Raw genomic sequence first — 20,097 nt, 5'->3', positions numbered from 1 at the left:
TGTTGTCCGGCCGCTTCGTCTTTTGTGGCCTCCCCTTACGTACTGGAGCCCCCGCCATGCAGGCAGAACCGAAGAAATCACTGGTGGGGGAGGAGTACGAGGTCGAGGTCGGCCCCGTCGCGCACGGCGGTCACTGCATCGCGCGCACGTCCGAGGGCCAGGTCCTGTTCGTCCGGCACACGCTGCCCGGCGAGCGGATCGTGGCGAAGGTGACCGACGGCGAGGAGGGCGACCGCTTCCTGCGCGCGGACGCCGTACGGATCGTCGACGCGTCCAAGGACCGCGTCGAGGCTCCCTGTCCCTACGCCGGTCCGGGCCGCTGCGGCGGCTGCGACTGGCAGCACGCCAAGCCCGGCGCCCAGCGCCGCCTGAAGGGCGAGGTCATCGCCGAGCAGCTGCAGCGCCTCGCGGGCCTCACGCCCGAGGAGGCCGGCTGGGACGGCACGGTCATGCCGGCCGAGGGCGACAAGCTCCCGGCGGGCGAGGTCCCCCAGTGGCGTACGCGTGTCCAGTACGCGGTCGACGCGGACGGCAACGCGGGACTGCGCCGCCACCGCTCCCACGAGGTCGAGCCGATCGAGCACTGCATGATCGCCGCCGAGGGTGTCTCCGAGCTCGGCATCGAGAAGCACGACTGGGCCGGCATGGAGTCGGTCGAGGCCATCGCGGCCACCGGCTCGAACGACCGCCAGGTGATCCTCGCCCCGCGGCCCGGCGCCCGCCTCCCGCTGGTCGAGCTGGACAAGCCGGTCTCCGTGCTGCGCGTCGAGGAGCACGACGGCGGCATCCACCGCGTGCACGGCCGTGCCTTCGTGCGCGAGCGCGCCGACAACCGCACCTACCGGGTCGGCAACGGCGGCTTCTGGCAGGTCCACCCGCAGGCCGCCGACACACTCATGCGTGCCGTCATGCAGGGTCTGCTGCCCCGCAAGGGCGACATGGCCCTGGACCTCTACTGCGGCGTCGGCCTCTTCGCGGGCGCCCTGGCGGACCGCATCGGTGACAAGGGCGCGGTGCTCGGCATCGAGTCCGGCAAGCGCGCGGTGGAGGACGCCCGGCACAACCTGGCCTCGTTCGACCGCGTCCGGATCGAGCAGGGCAAGGTCGAGGCGGTCCTGCCGCGGACCGGCATCACCGAGGTCGACCTGATCGTCCTCGACCCGCCGCGGGCCGGCGCCGGCAAGAAGACGGTCGCCCAGCTGACCGCCCTCGGCGCCCGCCGCATCGCCTACGTCGCCTGCGACCCGGCCGCGCTGGCCCGGGACCTGGGGTACTTCAAGGAGGGCGGGTACCGGGTGCGGTCGCTGCGCGCGTTCGATCTGTTTCCGATGACGCATCACGTGGAGTGCGTGGCGGTTCTGGAGCCTGCGGACAAGGGCGCCTGACCCGCGGTTTCCCGCTGGGGGTCAGCCCCGGTCCCGGGCTGCCGCGAGGTCCGCGGCCGTCCAAGCCATCGCGATGGCCCCGTCGAGCACGGCGCGGTCCGCGGTCGGGGTGACGCAGGCTGCCGTGAACTCGCGTTGGTGGTTGACCGCCGGGGCGCAGTCCAGGCCCAGCATGGGGTGGATGGTGGGGACGGCGTGGGAGACGTTGCCCATGTCGGTGGCGGCTCCGGCGGTGGCGCCGTCGTGGAAGGTGCGGCCGAGGGTCTCGGCGTTCGCGCGGTACAGGGCCAGCAGTGTGGGGTCGGGGCGCAGGTCGGCGTAGTCGGGGCCGACGGGGCTCACCGTCAGTTCGCAGCCGGTGGCCAGCGCTCCGGCTTCGAAGCAGCGCGTCACCCGGGCCTTGAGGGGCGTGAGCGCTTCCAGGGTGTCCGAGCGGACGATCCAGCGGCCCCGGCTGGACTCCGGGATGACGTTCGCCGCGCTGCCGGCCTCGGTGACGATGCCCTGGATGCGGTCCGTGCTGGTTGTTTGCTGGCGCAGCAGGCCTATGGCCACCTGCGCGACTGTCATGGCGTCGGCGGCGTTCACGCCTCGCTCGGGGTAGGCGCCCGCGTGCGCGGGCGTGCCCCGGTAGCCGATGTCGAACTGGGAGACCGCGGTGCCGGGCATCGCGTCCGTCTCGGCAGCCGCGGGGTGCACCATCATGGCGGCGTCCACTCCGTCGAACGCTCCGCGGTCGAGCATCAGTACCTTGCCGCCGCCGCCTTCCTCGGCCGGTGTCCCGAGCACGGTGACCGTCAGGCCGAGGTCGTCGGCGAGTGCGGCCAGGCCGATTCCGGCGCCCACCGCGGCGGCGGCGATGATGTTGTGCCCGCAGGCGTGGCCGATCTCCGGCAGCGCGTCGTACTCCGCGCAGAGGGCGACGTGCAGCGGGCCGGAGCCCACGGTGGCGCGGACCGCGGTGGGCAGGCCGTAGCAGCCGTGCTCGACGTCGAAGCCGGCTGCGCTCAGCCGCTCGGCGACCCAGCCGCTGGCGCGGACCTCTTCGAAGGCCTGTTCCGGGTGGGCGTGGATGCGATGGGACAGGTCGAGCAGTTCGCGCTCCGCACTCCGGATGCGCTTCTGGACGACGGTTTTGGCGGCGGTGTGGGGATTCATGGGCGTAGACCTCATGACGCGGGCTCGGCGGCGATGTGGACGGAGGAGGGGCGGGTCGCGGCGTCGTAGGCCGCGCTCGCACCGGTGGCGCCCAGGCCGCTGTCCCCGGCCGGTTCGTAGAGCCGCTCGGGGCCGCCGCCCTGCCACTGGTTGACCCAGACGACGCCCGCGGGGATCCGGGCGGCCGCGGCCACATGGCCGGGGTCGCGGGTGTAGACGGTGGCGGCGAGGCCGAAGCGGGAGCGGGCGGCGCGTTCGAGCCCTTTCTCGAAGGAGGGGACGACCACGACGGGGGCGAGCGGTCCGAAGGTCTCCTCGGTCATCACCAGCATCGACTCGTCGACGCCGGTCAGCACCGTGGCCGGGTAGAAGAAGCCCTTGCCGGCCGGCTCCACTCCTCCCGTACGGACCGTCGCACCGCGTTCGACGGCATCGGCGACGTGCCGGCGGACCGTGTCGCGCTGCCGCTCGTCGACCAGGGGCCCCATCATGACGCCAGCGTCGCGTCCGTCGCCGACGGTGTACGTCCCCGCTGCCTTCACCAGCGCCTCGACGAACTCGTCGGCGATGTCCTGATGCACGTATATGCGCTCCATCGACGTACAGATCTGCCCGGTGTTGATGAAGGCGCCGAACGCCACCGCGGTCGCCGTCGCGACGGGGTCGACATCGGCGTCGACGACGACGGGGTCCTTGCCGCCGAGTTCGAGGACGGCGCGGTGCAGCAGCGCGCCTGTCTCCGCACCGACCTTCTTGCCGGCCGCCACGGATCCGGTGAAGTGCACGAGCTGGATGTCCGCATGCTCGGCCAGCGGTGCTCCGGCACGCGCGTCGCCGAGGACGAGGTTGACCACGCCGGGCGGGAGGTCGAGCAGTTCGAAGAGACGTACGGCCGACAACGGCGAACGTTCGGACGGTTTCACGACCACGGTGTTGCCTGCGGCCAGCAGCGGGCCGAGCGCGCCCAGCACCATCGCGACGGGGAAGTTCCACGGCGTGATCACCGCGGTGGCCCCGAGCGGATGGCGCACGATCCGCGTGGCGCTGCCGTCGGGGTGGCTGACCGTCTCCTCGAAGGCGTACGACAGTGCCTGGGCGGCGGACGCCTTGAGGCCGGCGACCGCCCCGTCGATGAACATGCGGCCGACACCGACGGGCTTGCCCATCTCCCGGCACTCCAGACCGGCGAGTTCGTCCGCGTGGGCGGCGACCGCGTCGGCCCACGCGGAGATGCGCGCGACGCGTTCGGTCACGGGCAGCGCCGCCCACGCGGGCTGCGCCCGCACCGCCGCCGCCACGGCCCGGTCCACGTCGGCCCGGCAGCCGCCGGGCACGCGGGCGACGACCTCCTCGGTCGCCGGGTCGACGACGTCGAGCAGCGTGTCCTCGAAGGAGTCCTCCCAGACCCCGCCGGTCAGGTGCTGCAAGGTGTTCATCGGGAGTCTCCTTCAAGTGGCATGCAGGCGGGCGGAATTGATCAGCCATCAGGTCATGCGGTCCGCCATGAGTTCGCCCGCCATGATCGTGGCCAGGTTGGTGTTGGCCCGGGGCACGGACGGGAAGACCGAGGCGTCGACCACGCGCAGGCCCTCGACGCCGAGGACGCGGCAGTCGCTGTCCACGACGGTGCCGGGGGCGTCGGCCTGGCCCATGCGGCAGGTGCTGGTGCCGTGCTGCGCGTCCACGACCGTCCTCAGCAGGTGGTCGTCGAGGCCGCTGTCGCTGTCCAGGACGGCGAACAGTGCCGCGTTCTCCGCATCCAGCGAGCCTTCCGTGATCGCCGCCGTCTCGGGGCGGCGCGCCAGGTCGACGAGGGCCCGAATGCCGTGGCGCATGCGCCGGAGGTCCCGTTCGTCGGACAGCATCCGCTGCCGCACCAGCGGCTGGTCGGAGGGGTCGGTGGACGCCAGCGTCAGCTCGCCCCGGGAGTGGTTCCGGTTCAGCCAGACGCCGAACGCGCCGGAGGCGGTGGTCGTCGACGCGGTGGCCATCGCCAGCACGTTCTGGTTGAGCGAGACGAACATCAGGTCGTCGACGGGGGCGTCGTCGCCGCTGGTCCACCGGACGCAGACGTTGGTGTGCCGGTCGTGCGGCGACTTGACCGCCGCCGACTCCCGCAGCGGGATCGACACCAGCGCCATCGGGTGGTCCTGCATGCCCCGGCCCACCGGCAGGTCGTGGCGTACGTCGATGCCGAGCGCGCGCAGGTGGGACGCGGGGCCGATGCCCGAGCGCATGAGGATGGCGGGGGAGTGGATGACGCCCGCGCTGAGCACGACCGTGTCGGCGCGTTCGGTCGTCACCCGCCCGTCGACGAGCAGGCGGACGCCCACGGCCCGGTCCCCGGCGAAGACCACCTGGTCCACCAGGGCGTCCCCCAGCACCGTCAGCGTGCTCAACTCCCGCGCCTGCTCCAGGTATCCGTCGTTGACCGTCACCCGGCGCCCGCCGCGCGAATTGATCGGATAGGGCGAAACCCCGTGCGCTGAAGGAGCGTTGACATCCTCAGCCCAGCCGTGACCCGCCGCGAGGGCGGAGCGGGACAGGGCGGTGTCGACGCCGCCCCACGCGTCCTGCGGTGTCCGGTGGATCGGCGTCGGCCCGCCGCGGCCGTGGTACGGCTCGTCACCGAACTGCTCGTCGTCCTCCAGTTTCGCGAAGTACGGCAGGACGTCCGCCGGGGACCAGCCCGTGCAGCCGAGGCCGCTCCAGTCCTCGAAGTCCGCCATCGGGGGCCGGATCGCGATCTGTCCGTTGACCGACGAACTGCCGCCGACGCCCCTGCCGCGCCAGTACGGCGCCTGCGTCTGCGCGTCGGTGCGCGAGGAATTCAGGCCCGCCCACAGCAGCCCCTCCGACGCGGTGGGGTCCATCAGCGCCACCGCCGGATTGGGGGAGCGCCACGCCTCGTGCATCCGCGCCGAGCGGTAGTCGGGGCCGGCCTCCACGAGGAGTACGCGCCTGCCCTTCTCCGCGGAGCGCACCGCGAGCGCGGCGCCCGCGGAACCCGCCCCCACCACAATGACATCCCAGCTCGTGCTCGTCATGGCTCTTCTCCCGCGTAGGGCGATCCGACGTGGCCTAGGTATCGGGCCGGAGAGCTTGTAATATCGACCCCATAGAGAGTTCAGTCAAGACTGAATGTTCATTTTCTACTGACTTCCGGGGAGCTCCGTGTCCGAGGCGGCCGAGCACGGCACAGAAAACGCGCCCGATGCGCTGGTCGAGGAGTTCGGTATCCACGTCGGCAGGGCCATGGGCTGGCCGCGCATGGCCGGGCGCGCGGGGGGACTGCTGATGATGAGCGGCAGGCCGCTGACCCTCGCCCAGCTCCAGGAGGCCCTGGGCGCCAGCAAGGGATCGGCCTCGGAGACCACCCGGCTGCTCATCGCGAACGGCACCGTGGAGCGGTACAAGGAGCCCGGAACGCGGCACTTCGTGTACCGGTGGCGCGACGACGCCTGGGTCGGCTGCCTGAAACACATGGTGACCGCGACGACGGAGCTGCGCGGACTCGCGGAGCGCGCACAGGAGCGCGGCGCCGGCCTCTCCGAGGAGCAGCGTGGGCGGCTGGGCGACATGCACTCCTACTACCAATTCATGGTGGAGCGCCTCGAGTTGATGCTGACGGAGTACACGGCGGCCTGGGAGGCGAGCAAGGACCGGCCGTGACGGCCCCCGGAAGCCCGCCCCTGGCCCGGTCACCCCCGGTGTCCGGGCCCGGACCCGCTCGACATGAGAGATCGCCCGCCCGGCCGCACCATGGGAACAGACATGGTGTCGAACCAGCCCACTGAACCGCTGGGAGGCTGATGTGGTCATGGAGCGATCCGAGCAACGTGCTGTCGTCGCCGAATTCCTCGGCACTCTGCTACTGGTGTTCTTCGCCGTCGGCTCGGTGGTCATCGGCCTGAAGTTCATGGGCACCCTGGGCGTCGCCCTCGCCTTCGGATTCACCCTGCTCGCCCTCGCCTACGCCATCGGCCCGATCTCGGGCTGTCACGTCAATCCGGCGGTGACCCTCGCGATGCTCGCGGCGGGCCGGATCAACGTACGAAGGGCGGTGCTGTACTGGATCGCCCAGTTCGTCGGTGCGATCGCCGGAGCCGCGCTGCTGTACTGGCTGGTCCAGTCGATCCCGGGCCTGGAGACCAGCGGAGCCTTCGGCTCGAACGGCTACGGCAGCCGCTCCGACGTCGGTATCAGCGGTGGCGGCGCCTTCCTCGCCGAGACCGTGCTGACCTTCCTCCTCGCGTACGTCGTCCTGGCCGTGACCAGCAAGGTCGCGGTGGTCGGGTTCGACGGGCTGCCGATCGGCCTGGCGCTCGGCGTCATCCACATCGTCGGCATCCCGCTGACCGGCACCTCCGTGAACCCCGCACGTTCGCTCGGCCCGGCGCTCTTCGCGGGCGGGCAGGCCCTGTCGCAGCTGTGGCTGTTCATCGTGGCGCCGCTGGTCGGCGGGCTGCTCGCGGCCCTGGTCATCCGCCTCACCCACCCGGCGGACGAGCCCCGCGTGACCGCGGACGTTGCCTGAGGCCGTGCCGTCCGCGACCATGGCCCGTATGCCTACGTGGACCATCAAGCCCGAACCTGTCACCGGCCCGGCTGTCGACGACGTGATGCGGCAGTACTTCACGGAGATGGGGCAGCGGGTTCTCGGGCACTCGGGCACGGAGGCCCAGCTCGAGGCGGTGCTCGCCGAGGACCCGCATCAGGAACTCGGCCCGCCCGACGGCGAGTTCCTCGTCGCGCGCGGTGAACAAGGCGAGTTCCTGGGGTGTGCGGGGTGCAGGCTGATCGGCCGTACCCCGAGGACCGCGGAACTCAAGCGGATGTACGTGCACCCCGCCGGGCGGGGAGCAGGGCTGGGCCGGGGTCTGCTGCTCGCCGTCGAGGAGGCCGCCAGGCGGCTCGGCGCCGTGCGCGTCGTGTGCGAGACCAACAGTCAACTCACCGAGGCGCGGGCCCTGTACACGCGGTGCGGTTACGAGGAGATTCCGCCGTACGAAGGTCATGGCAAGGCGGATCACTGGTACGCGAAGGCTCTCGCGTAGCGCGTCCAACCGGGCCGGTGACCGGCGGGCGGTACACCGTGGTGGCCGCCGCCGTCACCCGCTGAGGCCGAAGACGCGCGCGGACGTCACTTGGTGGTGTGCGTGGGGTAGACCTGAACGTCCGTGTAGGCGCCCTTGATGGCACCGGCGCCCGTGGGCCACGGGAGGGTGACGGTGTGCGTCTCGTTCGGGGGCGTCACGAGGATGGCGGTCGGGGACGACAGGCTGTTGCCGCTGCTGTCGATGGTGTAGGCGAGGTCGAAGACGGCGGCGTCGCCGGGCTTCAGGGTGGTGATGCGGGGCTGGGCCCGGCCGCGCTCGATGGGGTTCGAGGTGTGGTCGGCGTCCTTGATGTCGACGCCCGCGAAGCCCGTCGCCGAGCAGGTCGTCGAACCCCGGTTGATCATCGTGATGTTGATCCTGCCCTCGCCCCCGCCGGGCGCGGCGTCCGCGGCGTCTATCGCCAGGTCCTCCGACTTGCAGAACGTGACCTTGCTGCCGGTCTGCGTCGTGCCGTTCGCGGTCGTTCCCGTGCCCTTCCCGGAGCCCGACGTCGAGCTGCCGGCCTCGGAGCCGCCCGAGCCCGAACCGTCCGACGACTGCGAGCCGCTGTCCGAGGACGAGGAGGACGAGGAGGAGCCGGTCGAGGAGGACGGTGCGGAGGAGGAGTCCTTGGCGGACGCGTTCGTGCCGGAGTCGTCGCCGCCACAGGCGGTGAGCGAGAAGGCGGCGGTGACGGTGACGGCGGCGAGAGCGGTGATGCGGATGGACTTCACGGTGTTCCCCCAGAAGTAGCGCTGTGCGGTCGGTCTGAAATATTTGTATCTCGCACCGAGTCACAGGCTGTCCCCTGCCGGGTCTTCGTTCTGTCACAGGGAGATCGGCTTCACGGACCGAGCGGCAGCGCCGCCGATTCCCGCCAGCCGTCGGCCGTCAGGGTGACCACGTGCAGCGCGGTCAGCTCCGTACTGATCGGCAGCAGGGCCACGGCGCGCTCGGCGACGGCCGCCGCGGTGGGCGCGTCGGCGTCCAGGGCCACCGTGAGATGCACGGGCGGATTCGGGCCGAACCGGCCGCCGTACGGCACGTGGGCCGGATACGCGGCCCGCACCGCGGTGGCCGCGGCCCGCAGTTCGGGCACCGCGACCGCGACGAAACCGTCGTGCCGCTCCACCTCGGTCAGCCGGATCCGGATCGGACCGGCCGGCAGTACGGCCCGCAACCGCTCCAGTTCCGAGCCGTCGACCTGGTCGGCGGGCAGCCACGGGTAGAGCAGCGCGGCGTGCGCCGGCACGCCGGGCCGCACCACCCGTGGGTCCACCTCGGCGGCCAGCGTCAGCAGCGGCTGCGCCCGCGGCACCATCGCCAGTACCGCCGTCGTTCCCAACTGGGGCATCGTTCGTCCGTTCGCGCGTGGTTCAGAGTCCGGGCACGGTGACCGGCAGAGCCATGATCGCGGCTTCCCGGACGGGCCGTCGCGCCTCTTCGAAGAAGTCGGGCGCCGTGCAGGCGAACAGGGTCCTGCGCTGCGCGCCGCCCAGCGCGCACGCGTAGACATTGGTGCCGGGCCGGATCTCGTCCGTGACCGTTCCGCCCTCGGTCACCCGCAGCAGGCGCGCACCGATGGCGTCCGCGATCCACAGGCCGCCCTCGGCGTCCAGGCACGCGCCGTCGCCGCTGACCACCAGCTGCGTCACCAGGCCGGCGAACTCGCGCTCGGTCGGAAGGTCGCCGAACTCGGCCCACACGCGCCGGTTCCGGAGCTGTCCGTCCTCACCGATGTCGAAGGCGGTGACCCGGTTGCCGAACGTCTCGTTCACGAGCAGCACCCGGTCCGGGGTGATCACCATGCCGTTGGGGAACCACAGGTCGGTGGCGGCCTCGGTGACACCGCCGTCCGGGTCCACGCGGTAGAGGGCGGCGGGGGCGAGTGGTGCGCCGCCCATCAGGTCGAACCCGAAACTCCCCACCCAGGCCCGGCCGTCGGCGTCGACCACCATGTCATTGGCGTGACCCTGCATCCGGTCGCCGAGGTCGGCGTGCACCGACAGCTTCCCGTCCGGCTCGCGGCGCAGGATCCGCGCGTCGCGCATGGACACGATCAGCATCCGCCCGTCGGGCAACCAGCCGAGTCCGGAGGGCTGTTGGTCGACCGTTGCCTCCACGCGTATGTCCGAGCCGTCCTCGGTCGCCGAGAAGACCTGGTCCTGGTAGAAGTCCGAGAACCACAGCCGGTCCTCGCGCCAGCGCGGCGACTCGGTGAAGGCGAATCCTGAGAGCACGGGAGTGGGCTGGGACATGCGGCTCCTCTTCGTCCAATGCGTCGAACATTGCGTCGATCGTGCAATGCGTCGGCCGATGAGTCGAGGGGTGCGCCGAGTCGAGAGGTACGGAGAGCCTGCGGGCGCGGGGAGCCGTTCGCTAGGGTGCGGGCCGCTGCTCGCCCGGGCTGACCAGGCCGGTCTCGTAAGCGGCGACGACGGCCTGCACGCGGTCGCGGAGCTGGAGCTTGCCGAGGACGCGGGTGACGTGGGTCTTGACGGTGGTCTCGGCGAGATGGAGACGGGCGGCGAGTTCGGCGTTGCTCAGGCCCTGCGCGAGGAGGCGCAGCACGTCGAGTTCGCGGGGCGTCAGCGTGGCCAGATCGCGGTGGACGGTGGCGGTCTCGGCGTCCCGGCGGGCGTGGCGCTCGACGAGGCGGCGCGTGATGGCCGGGGCGAGCAGCGCGTCACCGGTGCGGACCAGCCGGACGGCCGCGGTCAGGTGTTCCGGGGTGACGTCCTTGAGGAGGAAGCCGCTGGCCCCGGCGGACAGGGCCCCGTACACGAGGTGGTCGAGGTCGAAGGTGGTCAGGATGATCACCCGGGGTTCGCCGGCCGCGCCGGTGAGGATGCGTCGGGTGGCCTCCAGGCCGTCGAGGTCCGGCATCCGGATGTCCATGAGGACGACGTCGGGCCGGGTGCGGCGGACGGCGTCCACGGCCTCGTGCCCGTCGGCGGCCTCGGCGACCACGTCGATGCCGTCGGCGGTGAGGATCATCCGGAACCCGGTGCGGACCAGGGCCTGGTCGTCGGCGACGACGACGCGGAGCGGGGCGGTCATGAACTCTCCGTACGGGCCAGGGGGATGAGGGCTTCGACGCGGTAGCCGCCCTCGGGGCGCGGGCCGGTGCGCAGGGTGCCACCGTAGACGGCGAGCCGTTCGCGCAGGCCGATCAGCCCGAGGCCGTTCCCCGCCGACGCGGAGGCGTCCGGGGTGCCGCCGGTGTCGGTGATCTCGATGCGCAGGGTGTCGGGAGCGTGGTCGACGCGCACGGTCGCGGTGGCGCCGCGCGCGTGCTTCACGGTGTTCGTCAGGGCCTCCTGCACGATCCGGTACGCGGCGAGGCCCATCCCGGACGGCACCGGGTCGGACCGCCCGGTGCTGGTGAGGGTGACATCGAGGCCCGCGTCCCGTACCCCGCCGACCAGTTCGGGGATCCGGTCCAGGCCGGGCTGCGGAGCGAGGTCCACGGTGCCGGCCGGGTCGGAGTCCTCGGCGTTCATCGTCAACAGGCCCATGGTGTGCCGCAGTTCGGCCAGCGCGGCCCGGCCGCCCGCCTCGACGGCGAGCAGCGCCTCGCGGGCCAGCTCGGGGGAGGCGTCCATGACCTTGCGGGCGGCGCCCGCCTGGATGGTCATCATGCTGACGTTGTGGGTGACCACGTCGTGCAACTCGGCGGCGATGCGCGCCCGTTCGCGTTCGGCCGCGCGGCGCAGCTCAACTGCTCGTTCGCGTTCGAGGGCGGCGAGCCGCTCGCGGCCGGCGTCGGCGCGCAGCCGCCAGGAGCGCAGCCCGTTGGCGGCGAACACTAGAGGGACGAGGACCCACAGGGCGACGTACTTGTCGGGGATGTGCGGCAGGTCGGTGTTCCCGGTGCTGCTCAGCACCCCGATGGCCACCGCCAGGCTCGACAGGGTGGCGGTCCGGTAGGGGCTGTATGCGGCAGCGCTGTACGCGGCGATGATCCCCTGGTAGATCGCGAGCCGCGACGGCGCCTCCTGCGCGAAGATCCCGGCGGTGGCGGTGACCACCCAGAGCACGGCCAGCGGATAGCGGCGGCGCAGTACGAGCGCGGCCGACGTGACGACGGCGACGGCGACCCAGCCCAGCCAGCGGTGCGACCCGGTCCGGCTGACCACGATGCCCACACCGTCGACGACCCGCACGACCTCGCTGCCGCCCGGGGCATCCGCTCCGTACCAGGCCATGGTCACCCCGACGACGGCCGCGAGGACGGAGTCGAAGACCAGGGCGGCACGTCCGGGCCGGGGCAGCGGACCCGACGGGCGCAGGAGCGCCGCGGTCAGCTGTGCCAGCCGGGCGGACAGCAGCACCCGTGCACGGGTGGGGATCGACGGCGGTTCGAGCGTCACCGGCTCATTGTCATGGACCGGGCCGCGCCACCGCCTCCTCCCTGCCGCCCCACCTCACCGACCCCGTACACCTCACGACTACTTCTCACGGACGACCCCGCGCGAAATGGCTCCTGAGCAGTACGGCAAGGGGTTCCGGCGGCCGAGGCGCCCGCGGCACCGGCCCGCCTAGCGTCGGCCGGGCCGGTCACGCGGGCCCCGACCAAGGGTCCGGAGCCTCCACCGCGAGGGTGCCCGGCGCCGGACCCGGTCGACCCCAGGGAGTACGTACATGACCACGCCGTTGATCGAAGTGCGCGGTGTGAGCCGCAGTTACGACGACGGGCCGCCCGCCCTGCGCGACGCGTCGCTGACCGTCGGGGCGGGGGAGAGCGTCGCGCTCCTCGGACCGTCCGGCAGCGGCAAGTCCACCCTGCTCAACCTGCTCGCGGGCCTCGACCGGCCGGACGCGGGCACGGTCACGGTCGACGGGACACGGGTGGACCGGCTCGGTGAGGCGGCGGCCGCCCGATACCGGCGCGCCACGGTCGGCATGATCTTCCAGTTCTTCCATCTCCTCGACGATCTGACGGTCGTCGACAACGTGCTGCTCCCGGCCCAGCTGGCCGGCACCCTGCCGCGCGCCGAGGCCCGGCGGCGCGCCGACGAACTCCTGGAACGGCTCGGGATCGACCGGCACGCCCGCGCCCACCCCGGCCGGCTCTCCGGCGGCGAGCGGCAACGGGTCGCGGTCGCCCGCGCGTTGATGAACCGGCCGCCCCTGCTGCTCGCCGACGAACCCACGGGCGCCCTCGACAGCGCGTCCGGCGACGACGTGGGCCGGCTGCTCACCGAACTCAACAAGGACGGCCAGACGGTGGTCCTGGTGACGCACGACCTGGCGCTCGCACAGGCGTGCGCGACACGGACCGTACGGATCGCGGACGGCCGGACCACCGCGCAGAGCGAACCGGAGCCGGTCCGATGAGCGCTCCCGGAGGACGGGCGAGCGTTCCGAAACCACGGATCAGCGGGAAGCGGCGTACCCGCGAGGGCGGCGCGCTCGGCCGTGTCGTGCGCTCGGGGACGGGCCGTCGGCGGGCCCAGACGCTGGTGATCGCGCTGGCCACCATGGTGGCCGTGGCCTCGGCCGTCCTCGGCGGCTCCCTCCTGACGGCGTCGGGCGCACCCTTCGACGACGCCTTCGCCCGGCAGCACGGCGCCCATCTGTCCGCGCGGTTCGACGCGACCGCCACCACGGAGCGGGCGCTGGCGCGGACCGCGCGGGCCGCCGGGGTCGAGGCGGCGTCCGGCCCGTTCCGTACGGTGTCCGCGACCCCGCAGACCGAGGAGGGCCAGGAACTGTCGACGCTGTCGGTCGTGGGCCGGGCCACTCCCGGCGGGACGGTCGACGCCCTCGCCCTCACCGAGGGGCGCTGGGCCGAGCGGCCCGGCGAGATCGTGCTCTCCGCGGACGGGGGGATCTTCCCCGACCTGGGCGGCAAGCTGACCTTCGCCGCGCTGCCCGGCAGCCCCGCGCTCACCGTCGTCGGCGTGGCCCGCTCGGCGACCCGCACCGCCGACGCCTGGGTGCTGCCCGCCGAGGTGGCCGCGCTGACGGCTCCGCACGCCGCGGCCGGTTACCAGATGCTGTACCGCCTCACCTCGGCGGACACCGCGGCGCGGGTGGCCGAGGGGCGTGCCGCGATCACCGCGCGCGTTCCCGACGGGGCGCTGACCGGAGCGCAGTCCTGGCTGACCGTGCGCAAGAACGCCGAGCGGGACACCGCGCTGTTCGTGCCGTTCCTCGTCGCGTTCGGCGTGCTCGGCCTGGTGATGTCGGTGCTGATCGTCGGCCATGTGGTGAGCGGCGCGGTCGGGGCCGGACAGCGGCGCATCGGCATCCTCAAGGCGGTCGGGTTCACCCCCGGCCAGGTCGTACGGGCCTACGTCGCCCAGGCGTTGATCCCGGCGGCGACCGGCACGGCCCTGGGCGTCGTCGCCGGCCATCTGCTGGTGATCCCCGTCCTGGCGGAGGCCGCCGACGCGTACGGCACGACTCCGTCGGGTGTCGCGCCCCTGGTGGACGCCACGGTGATCCCCGGGGCCCTCGCCGCGGTCGCCCTGACCGCGTGGGCCGGCGCCTGGCGGGCCGGGCGCCTGCGCACCGTCGACGCCCTGGCTCTCGGCCACGGGCCCGCCTCGGCGCGCGGCCGGCGTGCGGCCCGCCTCGCCGCCCGGCTCCCGCTGCCGAGGCCGGTCGGTCTGGGACTCGCCAGACCCTTCGCCCGGCCCGCCCGCGCGGCCGCGATGGCCACGGCCGTGGTGTTCGGCACCGCCGCCGTCACCTTCGCGGTCGGCCTGGGAGCGTCGCTCGGCGAGGTGACCGAGGCGCGGGCGCACGACACCGCCGACGTGAGCATCGACCCGCACGCCCCGCCCGCCGGTCTCCCGCCGGTCCCCGACGCCGGGGCGGAGGCGAAGGCCCGGGCGGCGGCCGACGCGCTCGCGAAGGCCGACCCCGCCGCCCTCGGCGCGGTCATCGAGAAGCAGCCGGGCACCCGCGCGCACTACGGGCAGGCGACCGGGCAGGCGACCATCGACGGGGTCAGCGGCTCCACCGATGTCATCGCCTTCGACGGCGACGCCTCCTGGGCGGGCTACGCGCAGGTCGCCGGCCGCTGGATCCGGGCGTCCGGCGAGGCCGTCGTCCCGACCGCGTTCCTGACCACCACCGGCGCCGCCATCGGCGACACGGTCACCCTCGACCACCAGGGAACACCGGTCGAGATCCGCGTCGTCGGCACGATCCTGGAGACCCACAACGACGGCATGGAGGTCTTCACCGACCTCAGTACGTTCACCACGGCCGGCGTCGACCTGACACCGACCGGCCACTTCATCGCCCTGCGGCCCGGCACCGACCGCACCGCCTACCTCGACGCGCTCAACTCCGGCCTCGCACCACTGCATCTCACCGCCGCCCCACCGGTCCCGGCGAACGGCGGCGACCAGGTCGTCGCCCTCAACTCCCTGACAGCGCTGCTCACCGCGCTCCTCGTCGCCGTCGCCGCCCTGGGCGTCCTCAACGGGGTCCTGCTCGACACCCGGGAACGGGCCCGCGAGACGGGCATCCACAAGGCGCTCGGCATGACCCCGCGGCAGACCCTCGTCACGATCGTCACGTCGGTCGTCCTGACCGGTCTGCTCGGCGGCGCCCTGGGCGTACCCCTCGGCGTGGCCCTGCACCACGTGATCGTGCCGGCCATGGGCGGCAGCGCCGGCATCGGCCTGCCCGCCTCCGTCATAGACGTCTACGCACCGGCCGGCCTGGCCCTGCTCGTCCTCGGCGGCCTGCTCATCGCGGTCCTCGGCGCCCTGCTCCCGGCCACCCGGACTGCCCGGGGACGGACGGTCGTGGCCCTGCGGGCGGAGTGACGGCGACGCCCGGGGGGCCGCCTCAGGCGTCGGTGATGGTGACGTTCCAGCCCATCCTCCGGAGCCGCTGCTGCGTCGCCACCGTCAGTTCGTGGTACGGGCCGAGCGTGCGCGCGTACCGCTTGAAGATGTCGAGGAGCAGCAGTCCGGCCTCCTGCCGGTGGCCGAGGGCGTGCAGCGCGGCCACCAGGTTGCCGCCGATGTCGAGGGTCCGCGGATCGTCCGGGCCCAGGGCCTCCTGAAAGCCGGTGTACGCGCGGTCGAGCAGGGCGTGGCCCGCCTGCTGGTCGCCCGCCGCGAACAGCAGGGCCCCCAGGAGCGAGACGGTGTCCAAGGAGTCGGGGTGCACGGGCCCCAGCACCGCGTCGCGCCGTTCCAGGGTGTCCGCGACGAGGGCGGTCCCCTCTTCCCGCTCGTCGCCCATCGCCAGGACCGCGCCGAGGTTGTGCGCGTGGGCGAGCGTCTCCGGGGCGTCGGCCCCGAAGAGGCGTACAGAACGCTCGTACGCCTCCCGGCTCATCGCCTCCGCCTCGGGCAGCAGGTTCCGCTCGAACAGGGTGTGTCCCAGGGCGCCGTACAGGGCGAGTGTCTCCGGATCCCCGGGGCCGAGATGACGTTCGTAGGCGGTGAGCAGCTCCCGCATCGCCGGCTCCGCCTCCTCGTATCTCCCGCTGTCCACCAACTCCATGGCAAGCTCCTGGAGTTCGACGATCTCCGGCGGCAGCTCCGGGGCGCCCTCGCCGGACGGTTCGTGCTGCGGGTGTTGCGCGTGCATGGGTGTCGGCCCTCTCCTCGTCGTGGTGGATCAGGTCCCTGAGTGCACGAACGGCGCCCAGACCCGCGGCGGATGGCCGGCCCGGCGCAGCTCCCGGACCGCCTCGTACAGGGCCTGGGCCGCCCCCGTGGTGTCCAGGGCCCCGTCGCGGGCGAGCGTCGCGTAAAGGTGCGCCGTCACCTCGGCCGCCGTGGTGGCGCCCACGGACCACAGGGTGCCGACGATCTGCCGCCAGCCGGCGTACTGGAACGCGCTGGTGACGGCCACGGCCTCGTCGGGGACCCCGGCCCCGCCCAGAGCGGTCTGGCACGCCGAGAGGAAGACGAAGTCGCCGTGGGCGAACCGGTCGGACCGCAGGTCGGCCACGGTCAGCACCGCGTCGTGCAGCACCACGCCGCCCTGCGACGGCCGCGTCAGATCCTGGCCGCCGTGACAGCTCAGGTGCGCCCAGCGGTGGGCGCGCAGAGCGTCCCGTACGGCCTGGCGGGTCGCGTCGGCGCCGCGCAGGACCGTCGTGGCGGGCACCGCCGTACTCAACGCGGCCAGTTCGTCGTCCACTTGCGGGAGGGGAGCATGGCCGGGGGTCGTCGGCAGCCCCACTGCCAGCATCCGGTCACCCGGCGCGGCGGGCCGGGCGTCGGCCCGGCTGTCGAGCAGCGCGCGCAGGGTGGGCGTGTACGAAGGCGTCACCCGGTCCTGGACGCACGCCCCGGCGGGTGCGGCCCTGCCGTCGGGTCCCAGGAGACCGGCGGCGTGCAGCGGCAGCAGCGCCAGATGGCCCGTGGGGCACCACCACAGCCGGGGGCGGGGCGCGCCGCCGACGGGCTCGGCGGTCAACTCCAGCGCTCGCAAGGGGGGTTCCACGATGTCCCGCCACAGCCAGCCGAGCGTGCGGGTGACGATGAGATTGAGCGTGACCTGCGCCAGCGCGTCGCGGGACCCGGCCTCGTACTGCTGAAGTGCCCGCAGATAGCGGTCCGTTCGGATCAGGAGCTCCGTGTGGTCCACGCTCAGCGGGACCGGCAGGGTGGCGGTCGTGGAGACGATCAGGGCGTCGGTGCGCCACTGGCTCGACACCACCAGGACGACGGGACCGTCGGCGGCGGCCCGGCGCAGCTCCCCGATGCCCGCCGGACGCCGGAAGCCCGCGAAGCCGGGCACCGCTCTGATGCGGGCGACGAGGTCCTCGCGCTCGGCGGCCAGCGTCGGGCGCCGGTCGGCGATCCGGCCCCACCACTGCTCGGCGGCGCCCGCCTCGTACGGGGCGTTCAGCTCCCGCTCGACGGACGTCAGCCGCTCGGCCAGGTCCGGCCGTACGTCGTGCAGCGCGCCCAGTTCCGTACGGGAGTCGAGCAGTTGGGACCACAGCACGCCGCGGCCCTGCTCCAGCAGCTCCACCGCCCGGTCCGGGTCGCCCGCGGCGATCGCACAGCTCGCCGCCTCCCCGGCCAGCCCGCTCCAGCGGGTGAGCAACTCCTCCTGCGCCCGCGTGTCCTGGGCGGGAGTCACCAGCGACGGCAGTACGTCGAGGGCCTGGGCGTACAGCTCGACGGCCGCCGCCCACGCGCCGCCCCGGCACTCTTCCCGTGCCGCCCGGGCCGCGGCCGAGGCACGTGCCGAGGGCGCTGTAGCGGGGTCGGTGAGGAGTCCCTGCCACAGGGCCAGGGCGCGCTCGGTCTCCGCGGCGCCGCCCAACTCGGCCAGCAGCGCGGCGAGAAGCAGCAGCGCGTCGGCCCGCCGCGGGTGCCGCGGTGGTGTCACCCGCACGGCGCGCTCACCGAGTTCGAGGGCCCGGTCGGCGTCCTCGCGCCGGCCGTGGAGGTGGAAGAGGCTGTACGCGAGCGAGCTGAGGCCGAGGAGATGGCCGCCCAGATCCGGGTGGTGCGGGGCGGACCGCTCGACGGCGCGCAGCCGGTACTCGTACGCCTCCGTGATGTCGGCGAGCACGGCCGGGTCCGGCGCGGTCCCGGACTCCCGCATCCGCTGCCACTGGAGCCGTGCCGCGTCGTGGGCGAGGTCGGTGAGGCCGAAGGGTGTCACCTCTCCCGGTGTTCCGGAGCTCCGGGCCACGAGCGCCTCGCCGAGACTCGCGATGTGGGCCGACGCCCCTGGGGAGTCGGGCAGTCGCGGATCCGCCGCCCGGGTGGCGACCGCCGCGCGGAAGGCGTCGACGGCCCGGTCGAGAAAGGAGCGGTCGTGCGTGTGCTCGGACGCGGCGAACAACGCCTGCCCGAAGACGTGCAGATATTCCGCGCGACGGGCGAGGCCGCCCGGTCCCGCGTCCGCCCCCGGGCCCGCCTGAACGGCACGCTCGGCCATGGCGAGGGCGTCGTCCAGATCCCTGGTCTCGCCGGTCTCGTGGAACCGGCTGAGCAGGGCCCGGCTCAGGTCGACCAGACACGGCGCCAGGTCGGGGGAGTTCGGGGGTGTGCTGTCGGCGCCCTTCGTCAGCAGTTCGACGGCCCGGTGCAGCGGGCGCGGGTCCCGGCCGATGAAGAACCGTACGTGGTGGGCCCTGCCGAGACGGCACATACGGCCGGGGAGGCGTCGGTCGGTCCGGGGTGTCCCCGCCACCACCCGCTCCAACTCCTCGACGGCACGGTCCAGTTCGTCCTGGTCGCCGGTCAGTTCGTAACGCCCGATACGGGCTGTGGCGAGCCTCTCCTCGAGCATCGGACGCAGCTGGTCGTCCGATGACGTCCGGCGCACGGCCCGCTCACTGAGCCGGACGGCCTCGGCCCACGCCGAGAGGTCGTCCGTGTACCGCGCCCGGTACTGGAGCGCGGCGCTCAGATTGTCCAGACGGATCGACAGTCTCGGGTCCCAGGTCGCGGTGGCGCGCACCGCGGCCCGTGCCGTCCGCTCCGCCCGGCCGAGATCCGCCGGGTCACCGCGCCGGAAGTACCGCATGTGCAGGGCCAGGCTCAGATTCGACAGATCGCCGACCCGGTACTCGTGGTCCGGTGGGTACGCCTCGACCGTGCCGCCGAGCAGCTCGATCACCTCGTCGAGCTTCTCCACGGCCTCCGCGCCGTCGCCCTCGTCGATCTGCACGTCCTGCAGGAGCCGCGTCGCCCGGCGCCCCCACGGCTCGGGGCCGATCTCGGAGAGGTCGTAGAGGAGGGGGTTGCCGGTCAGCAGGGTGCGCACCTCGTCGGGCACGGTGACCGACTCCGCGTCGCGGACCGCGCCGTAGAGCTTGAGCGCACCCCACAGGTCGTCGACGGGGCCGTCCTGGCCGAGCGCCACCGTGCGCGCCCAGTGCAGTGCGGCCAGCGCGTGCACGGCCTCCACGGTGGTGCCCTGGCCGCTCAGCACGGTCTGCCAGATCCGCCCCGCCGCGGCGAGCGCGCCCGACCTCGTCACCGCGTCCGGGTCACCGGCGCGCTCCCACCGCCGTACCCGCTCCCGTACCGTGTCGACAGCTTCTTCCAGGTCCACGCAACTGCCCCCCGTAGCGATGCGTCCACAACTACCGTAGAAGAAGAGGACGTTCATGACCACGACAGGAAGGCGGGTTGTCGTGCCCACCGTCGAGGAGCGGCTCGCGGCCGGGTGGCTGTGCGCCGCCGCGCCGCGGTTGCGTGCGGGCGCGCTCGGTGACGAGCAGGTGCTGGCCTGGATCGACGCGGCGCTGGCCGCCGTCCGCGACGGGGAACCGGCCGTCCCGGTGTGCCGGAGTCTCGGCTACCCCTCCCGGACGGAACCGGACAAGAACACCCACGAGTTGACCGCTCTCGACGACTTCGGCTTCGACCCGGTGGTCGTCCGCGGCGAGTACCGGTGCCCGACGGGACGCTGCTCGCGCGGCGCGGGGGCGGACGAGTCCGGCCGGGAGCCGCGCTGCCAGGTGGACGACGCCCCGATGGTCCTGCGCGCGAAGCCCTGAC

General features: G+C 73.2%; 17 protein-coding genes. 7 read left to right on the top strand and 10 right to left on the bottom strand.

Features of this window, described 5'->3' with window-relative positions; all coding sequences use genetic code 11:
• The first annotated feature begins 56 nt into the window (after positions 1-56).
• Positions 57-1,385, top strand: coding sequence for a class I SAM-dependent RNA methyltransferase (locus tag ACFVDP_RS24865; protein ID WP_383493511.1), 1,329 nt, complete (start codon positions 57-59; stop codon positions 1,383-1,385).
• 21 nt (positions 1,386-1,406) lie between these two features.
• Here ACFVDP_RS24865 and ACFVDP_RS24860 read toward each other — a convergent pair whose 3' ends face one another.
• From ACFVDP_RS24860 to ACFVDP_RS24850, 3 genes are read right to left on the bottom strand one after another with little or no spacing between them, the layout of a single operon-like run.
• Positions 1,407-2,543 (bottom strand): M20 family metallopeptidase, encoded by a 1,137-nt coding sequence (locus tag ACFVDP_RS24860; RefSeq protein WP_383493508.1) that lies wholly within the window; start codon positions 2,541-2,543, stop codon positions 1,407-1,409.
• 11 nt (positions 2,544-2,554) lie between these two features.
• Positions 2,555-3,979 carry an aldehyde dehydrogenase family protein gene (locus ACFVDP_RS24855; protein WP_383493505.1) on the bottom strand — a complete coding sequence of 475 codons (1,425 nt, stop codon included), beginning with the start codon at positions 3,977-3,979 and terminating at the stop codon, positions 2,555-2,557.
• Between the two features lie 48 nt (positions 3,980-4,027).
• Positions 4,028-5,590, bottom strand: coding sequence for a GMC family oxidoreductase (locus tag ACFVDP_RS24850; protein ID WP_383493502.1), 1,563 nt, complete (start codon positions 5,588-5,590; stop codon positions 4,028-4,030).
• Between the two features lie 127 nt (positions 5,591-5,717).
• Here ACFVDP_RS24850 and ACFVDP_RS24845 point away from each other — a divergent pair, with 127 nt between their 5' ends.
• The 3 genes from ACFVDP_RS24845 (at position 5,718) to ACFVDP_RS24835 (ending at position 7,600) form a co-directional block, all read left to right on the top strand.
• The gene (locus ACFVDP_RS24845; protein WP_383493499.1) at positions 5,718-6,215 is read left to right on the top strand and encodes a GbsR/MarR family transcriptional regulator; all 498 of its coding nucleotides are present in this window, start codon (positions 5,718-5,720) and stop codon (positions 6,213-6,215) included.
• A 148-nt stretch (positions 6,216-6,363) separates the two neighbouring features.
• Positions 6,364-7,080, top strand: coding sequence for an MIP family channel protein (locus ACFVDP_RS24840; protein ID WP_383493496.1), 717 nt, complete (start codon positions 6,364-6,366; stop codon positions 7,078-7,080).
• A 28-nt stretch (positions 7,081-7,108) separates the two neighbouring features.
• On the top strand, positions 7,109-7,600 hold the full coding sequence (locus ACFVDP_RS24835) for a GNAT family N-acetyltransferase (protein ID WP_383493492.1): 492 nt from the start codon (positions 7,109-7,111) through the stop codon (positions 7,598-7,600).
• Between the two features lie 86 nt (positions 7,601-7,686).
• On the opposite strand, the gene ACFVDP_RS24830 is transcribed toward ACFVDP_RS24835, so the two are convergent.
• The 5 genes from ACFVDP_RS24830 to ACFVDP_RS24810 form a co-directional block, all read right to left on the bottom strand.
• Positions 7,687-8,376 carry a DUF4232 domain-containing protein gene (locus ACFVDP_RS24830; RefSeq protein ID WP_383493489.1) on the bottom strand — a complete coding sequence of 230 codons (690 nt, stop codon included), beginning with the start codon at positions 8,374-8,376 and terminating at the stop codon, positions 7,687-7,689.
• A 110-nt stretch (positions 8,377-8,486) separates the two neighbouring features.
• Positions 8,487-8,996, bottom strand: a complete 510-nt coding sequence (locus ACFVDP_RS24825; protein WP_383493486.1) for a 2'-5' RNA ligase family protein — start codon at positions 8,994-8,996, stop codon at positions 8,487-8,489.
• Between the two features lie 22 nt (positions 8,997-9,018).
• Positions 9,019-9,900, bottom strand: a complete 882-nt coding sequence (locus tag ACFVDP_RS24820) for an SMP-30/gluconolactonase/LRE family protein (protein ID WP_383493483.1) — start codon at positions 9,898-9,900, stop codon at positions 9,019-9,021.
• 121 nt (positions 9,901-10,021) lie between these two features.
• Complete coding sequence (locus tag ACFVDP_RS24815; RefSeq protein WP_383493480.1) at positions 10,022-10,702, bottom strand: response regulator; 681 nt, start codon at positions 10,700-10,702, stop codon at positions 10,022-10,024.
• Positions 10,699-12,015, bottom strand: a complete 1,317-nt coding sequence (locus ACFVDP_RS24810; protein WP_383493477.1) for a sensor histidine kinase — start codon at positions 12,013-12,015, stop codon at positions 10,699-10,701. Before ACFVDP_RS24810 ends, ACFVDP_RS24815 begins: the two co-directional genes overlap by 4 nt.
• A 271-nt stretch (positions 12,016-12,286) precedes the next feature.
• Here ACFVDP_RS24810 and ACFVDP_RS24805 point away from each other — a divergent pair, with 271 nt between their 5' ends.
• Positions 12,287-12,982, top strand: coding sequence for an ABC transporter ATP-binding protein (locus tag ACFVDP_RS24805; protein ID WP_383493474.1), 696 nt, complete (start codon positions 12,287-12,289; stop codon positions 12,980-12,982).
• 143 nt (positions 12,983-13,125) lie between these two features.
• Complete coding sequence (locus ACFVDP_RS24800; RefSeq protein WP_383493917.1) at positions 13,126-15,432, top strand: FtsX-like permease family protein; 2,307 nt, start codon at positions 13,126-13,128, stop codon at positions 15,430-15,432.
• 22 nt (positions 15,433-15,454) lie between these two features.
• Here the strand turns inward: ACFVDP_RS24800 and ACFVDP_RS24795 are convergent, their stop codons facing one another.
• Together ACFVDP_RS24795 and ACFVDP_RS24790 are read right to left on the bottom strand one after the other, a co-directional pair.
• On the bottom strand, positions 15,455-16,207 hold the full coding sequence (locus ACFVDP_RS24795) for a tetratricopeptide repeat protein (protein WP_383493471.1): 753 nt from the start codon (positions 16,205-16,207) through the stop codon (positions 15,455-15,457).
• 30 nt (positions 16,208-16,237) lie between these two features.
• A complete protein-coding gene (locus tag ACFVDP_RS24790; protein WP_383493468.1) occupies positions 16,238-19,648 on the bottom strand; it encodes a CHAT domain-containing protein in 3,411 nt (1,136 codons plus the stop codon).
• A 55-nt stretch (positions 19,649-19,703) separates the two neighbouring features.
• Between ACFVDP_RS24790 and ACFVDP_RS24785 the strand changes: the two genes are divergently transcribed.
• Complete coding sequence (locus tag ACFVDP_RS24785; protein WP_383493465.1) at positions 19,704-20,096, top strand: hypothetical protein; 393 nt, start codon at positions 19,704-19,706, stop codon at positions 20,094-20,096.
• Position 20,097 lies beyond the last annotated feature (1 nt).

It is taken from the genome of Streptomyces sp. NPDC057694 (genome assembly GCF_042799415.1).
Lineage (GTDB): Bacteria > Actinomycetota > Actinomycetes > Streptomycetales > Streptomycetaceae > Streptomyces.
Note: the sequence above shows the minus strand (reverse complement) of the source record. Positions and strands in the feature narration are given on the sequence as shown.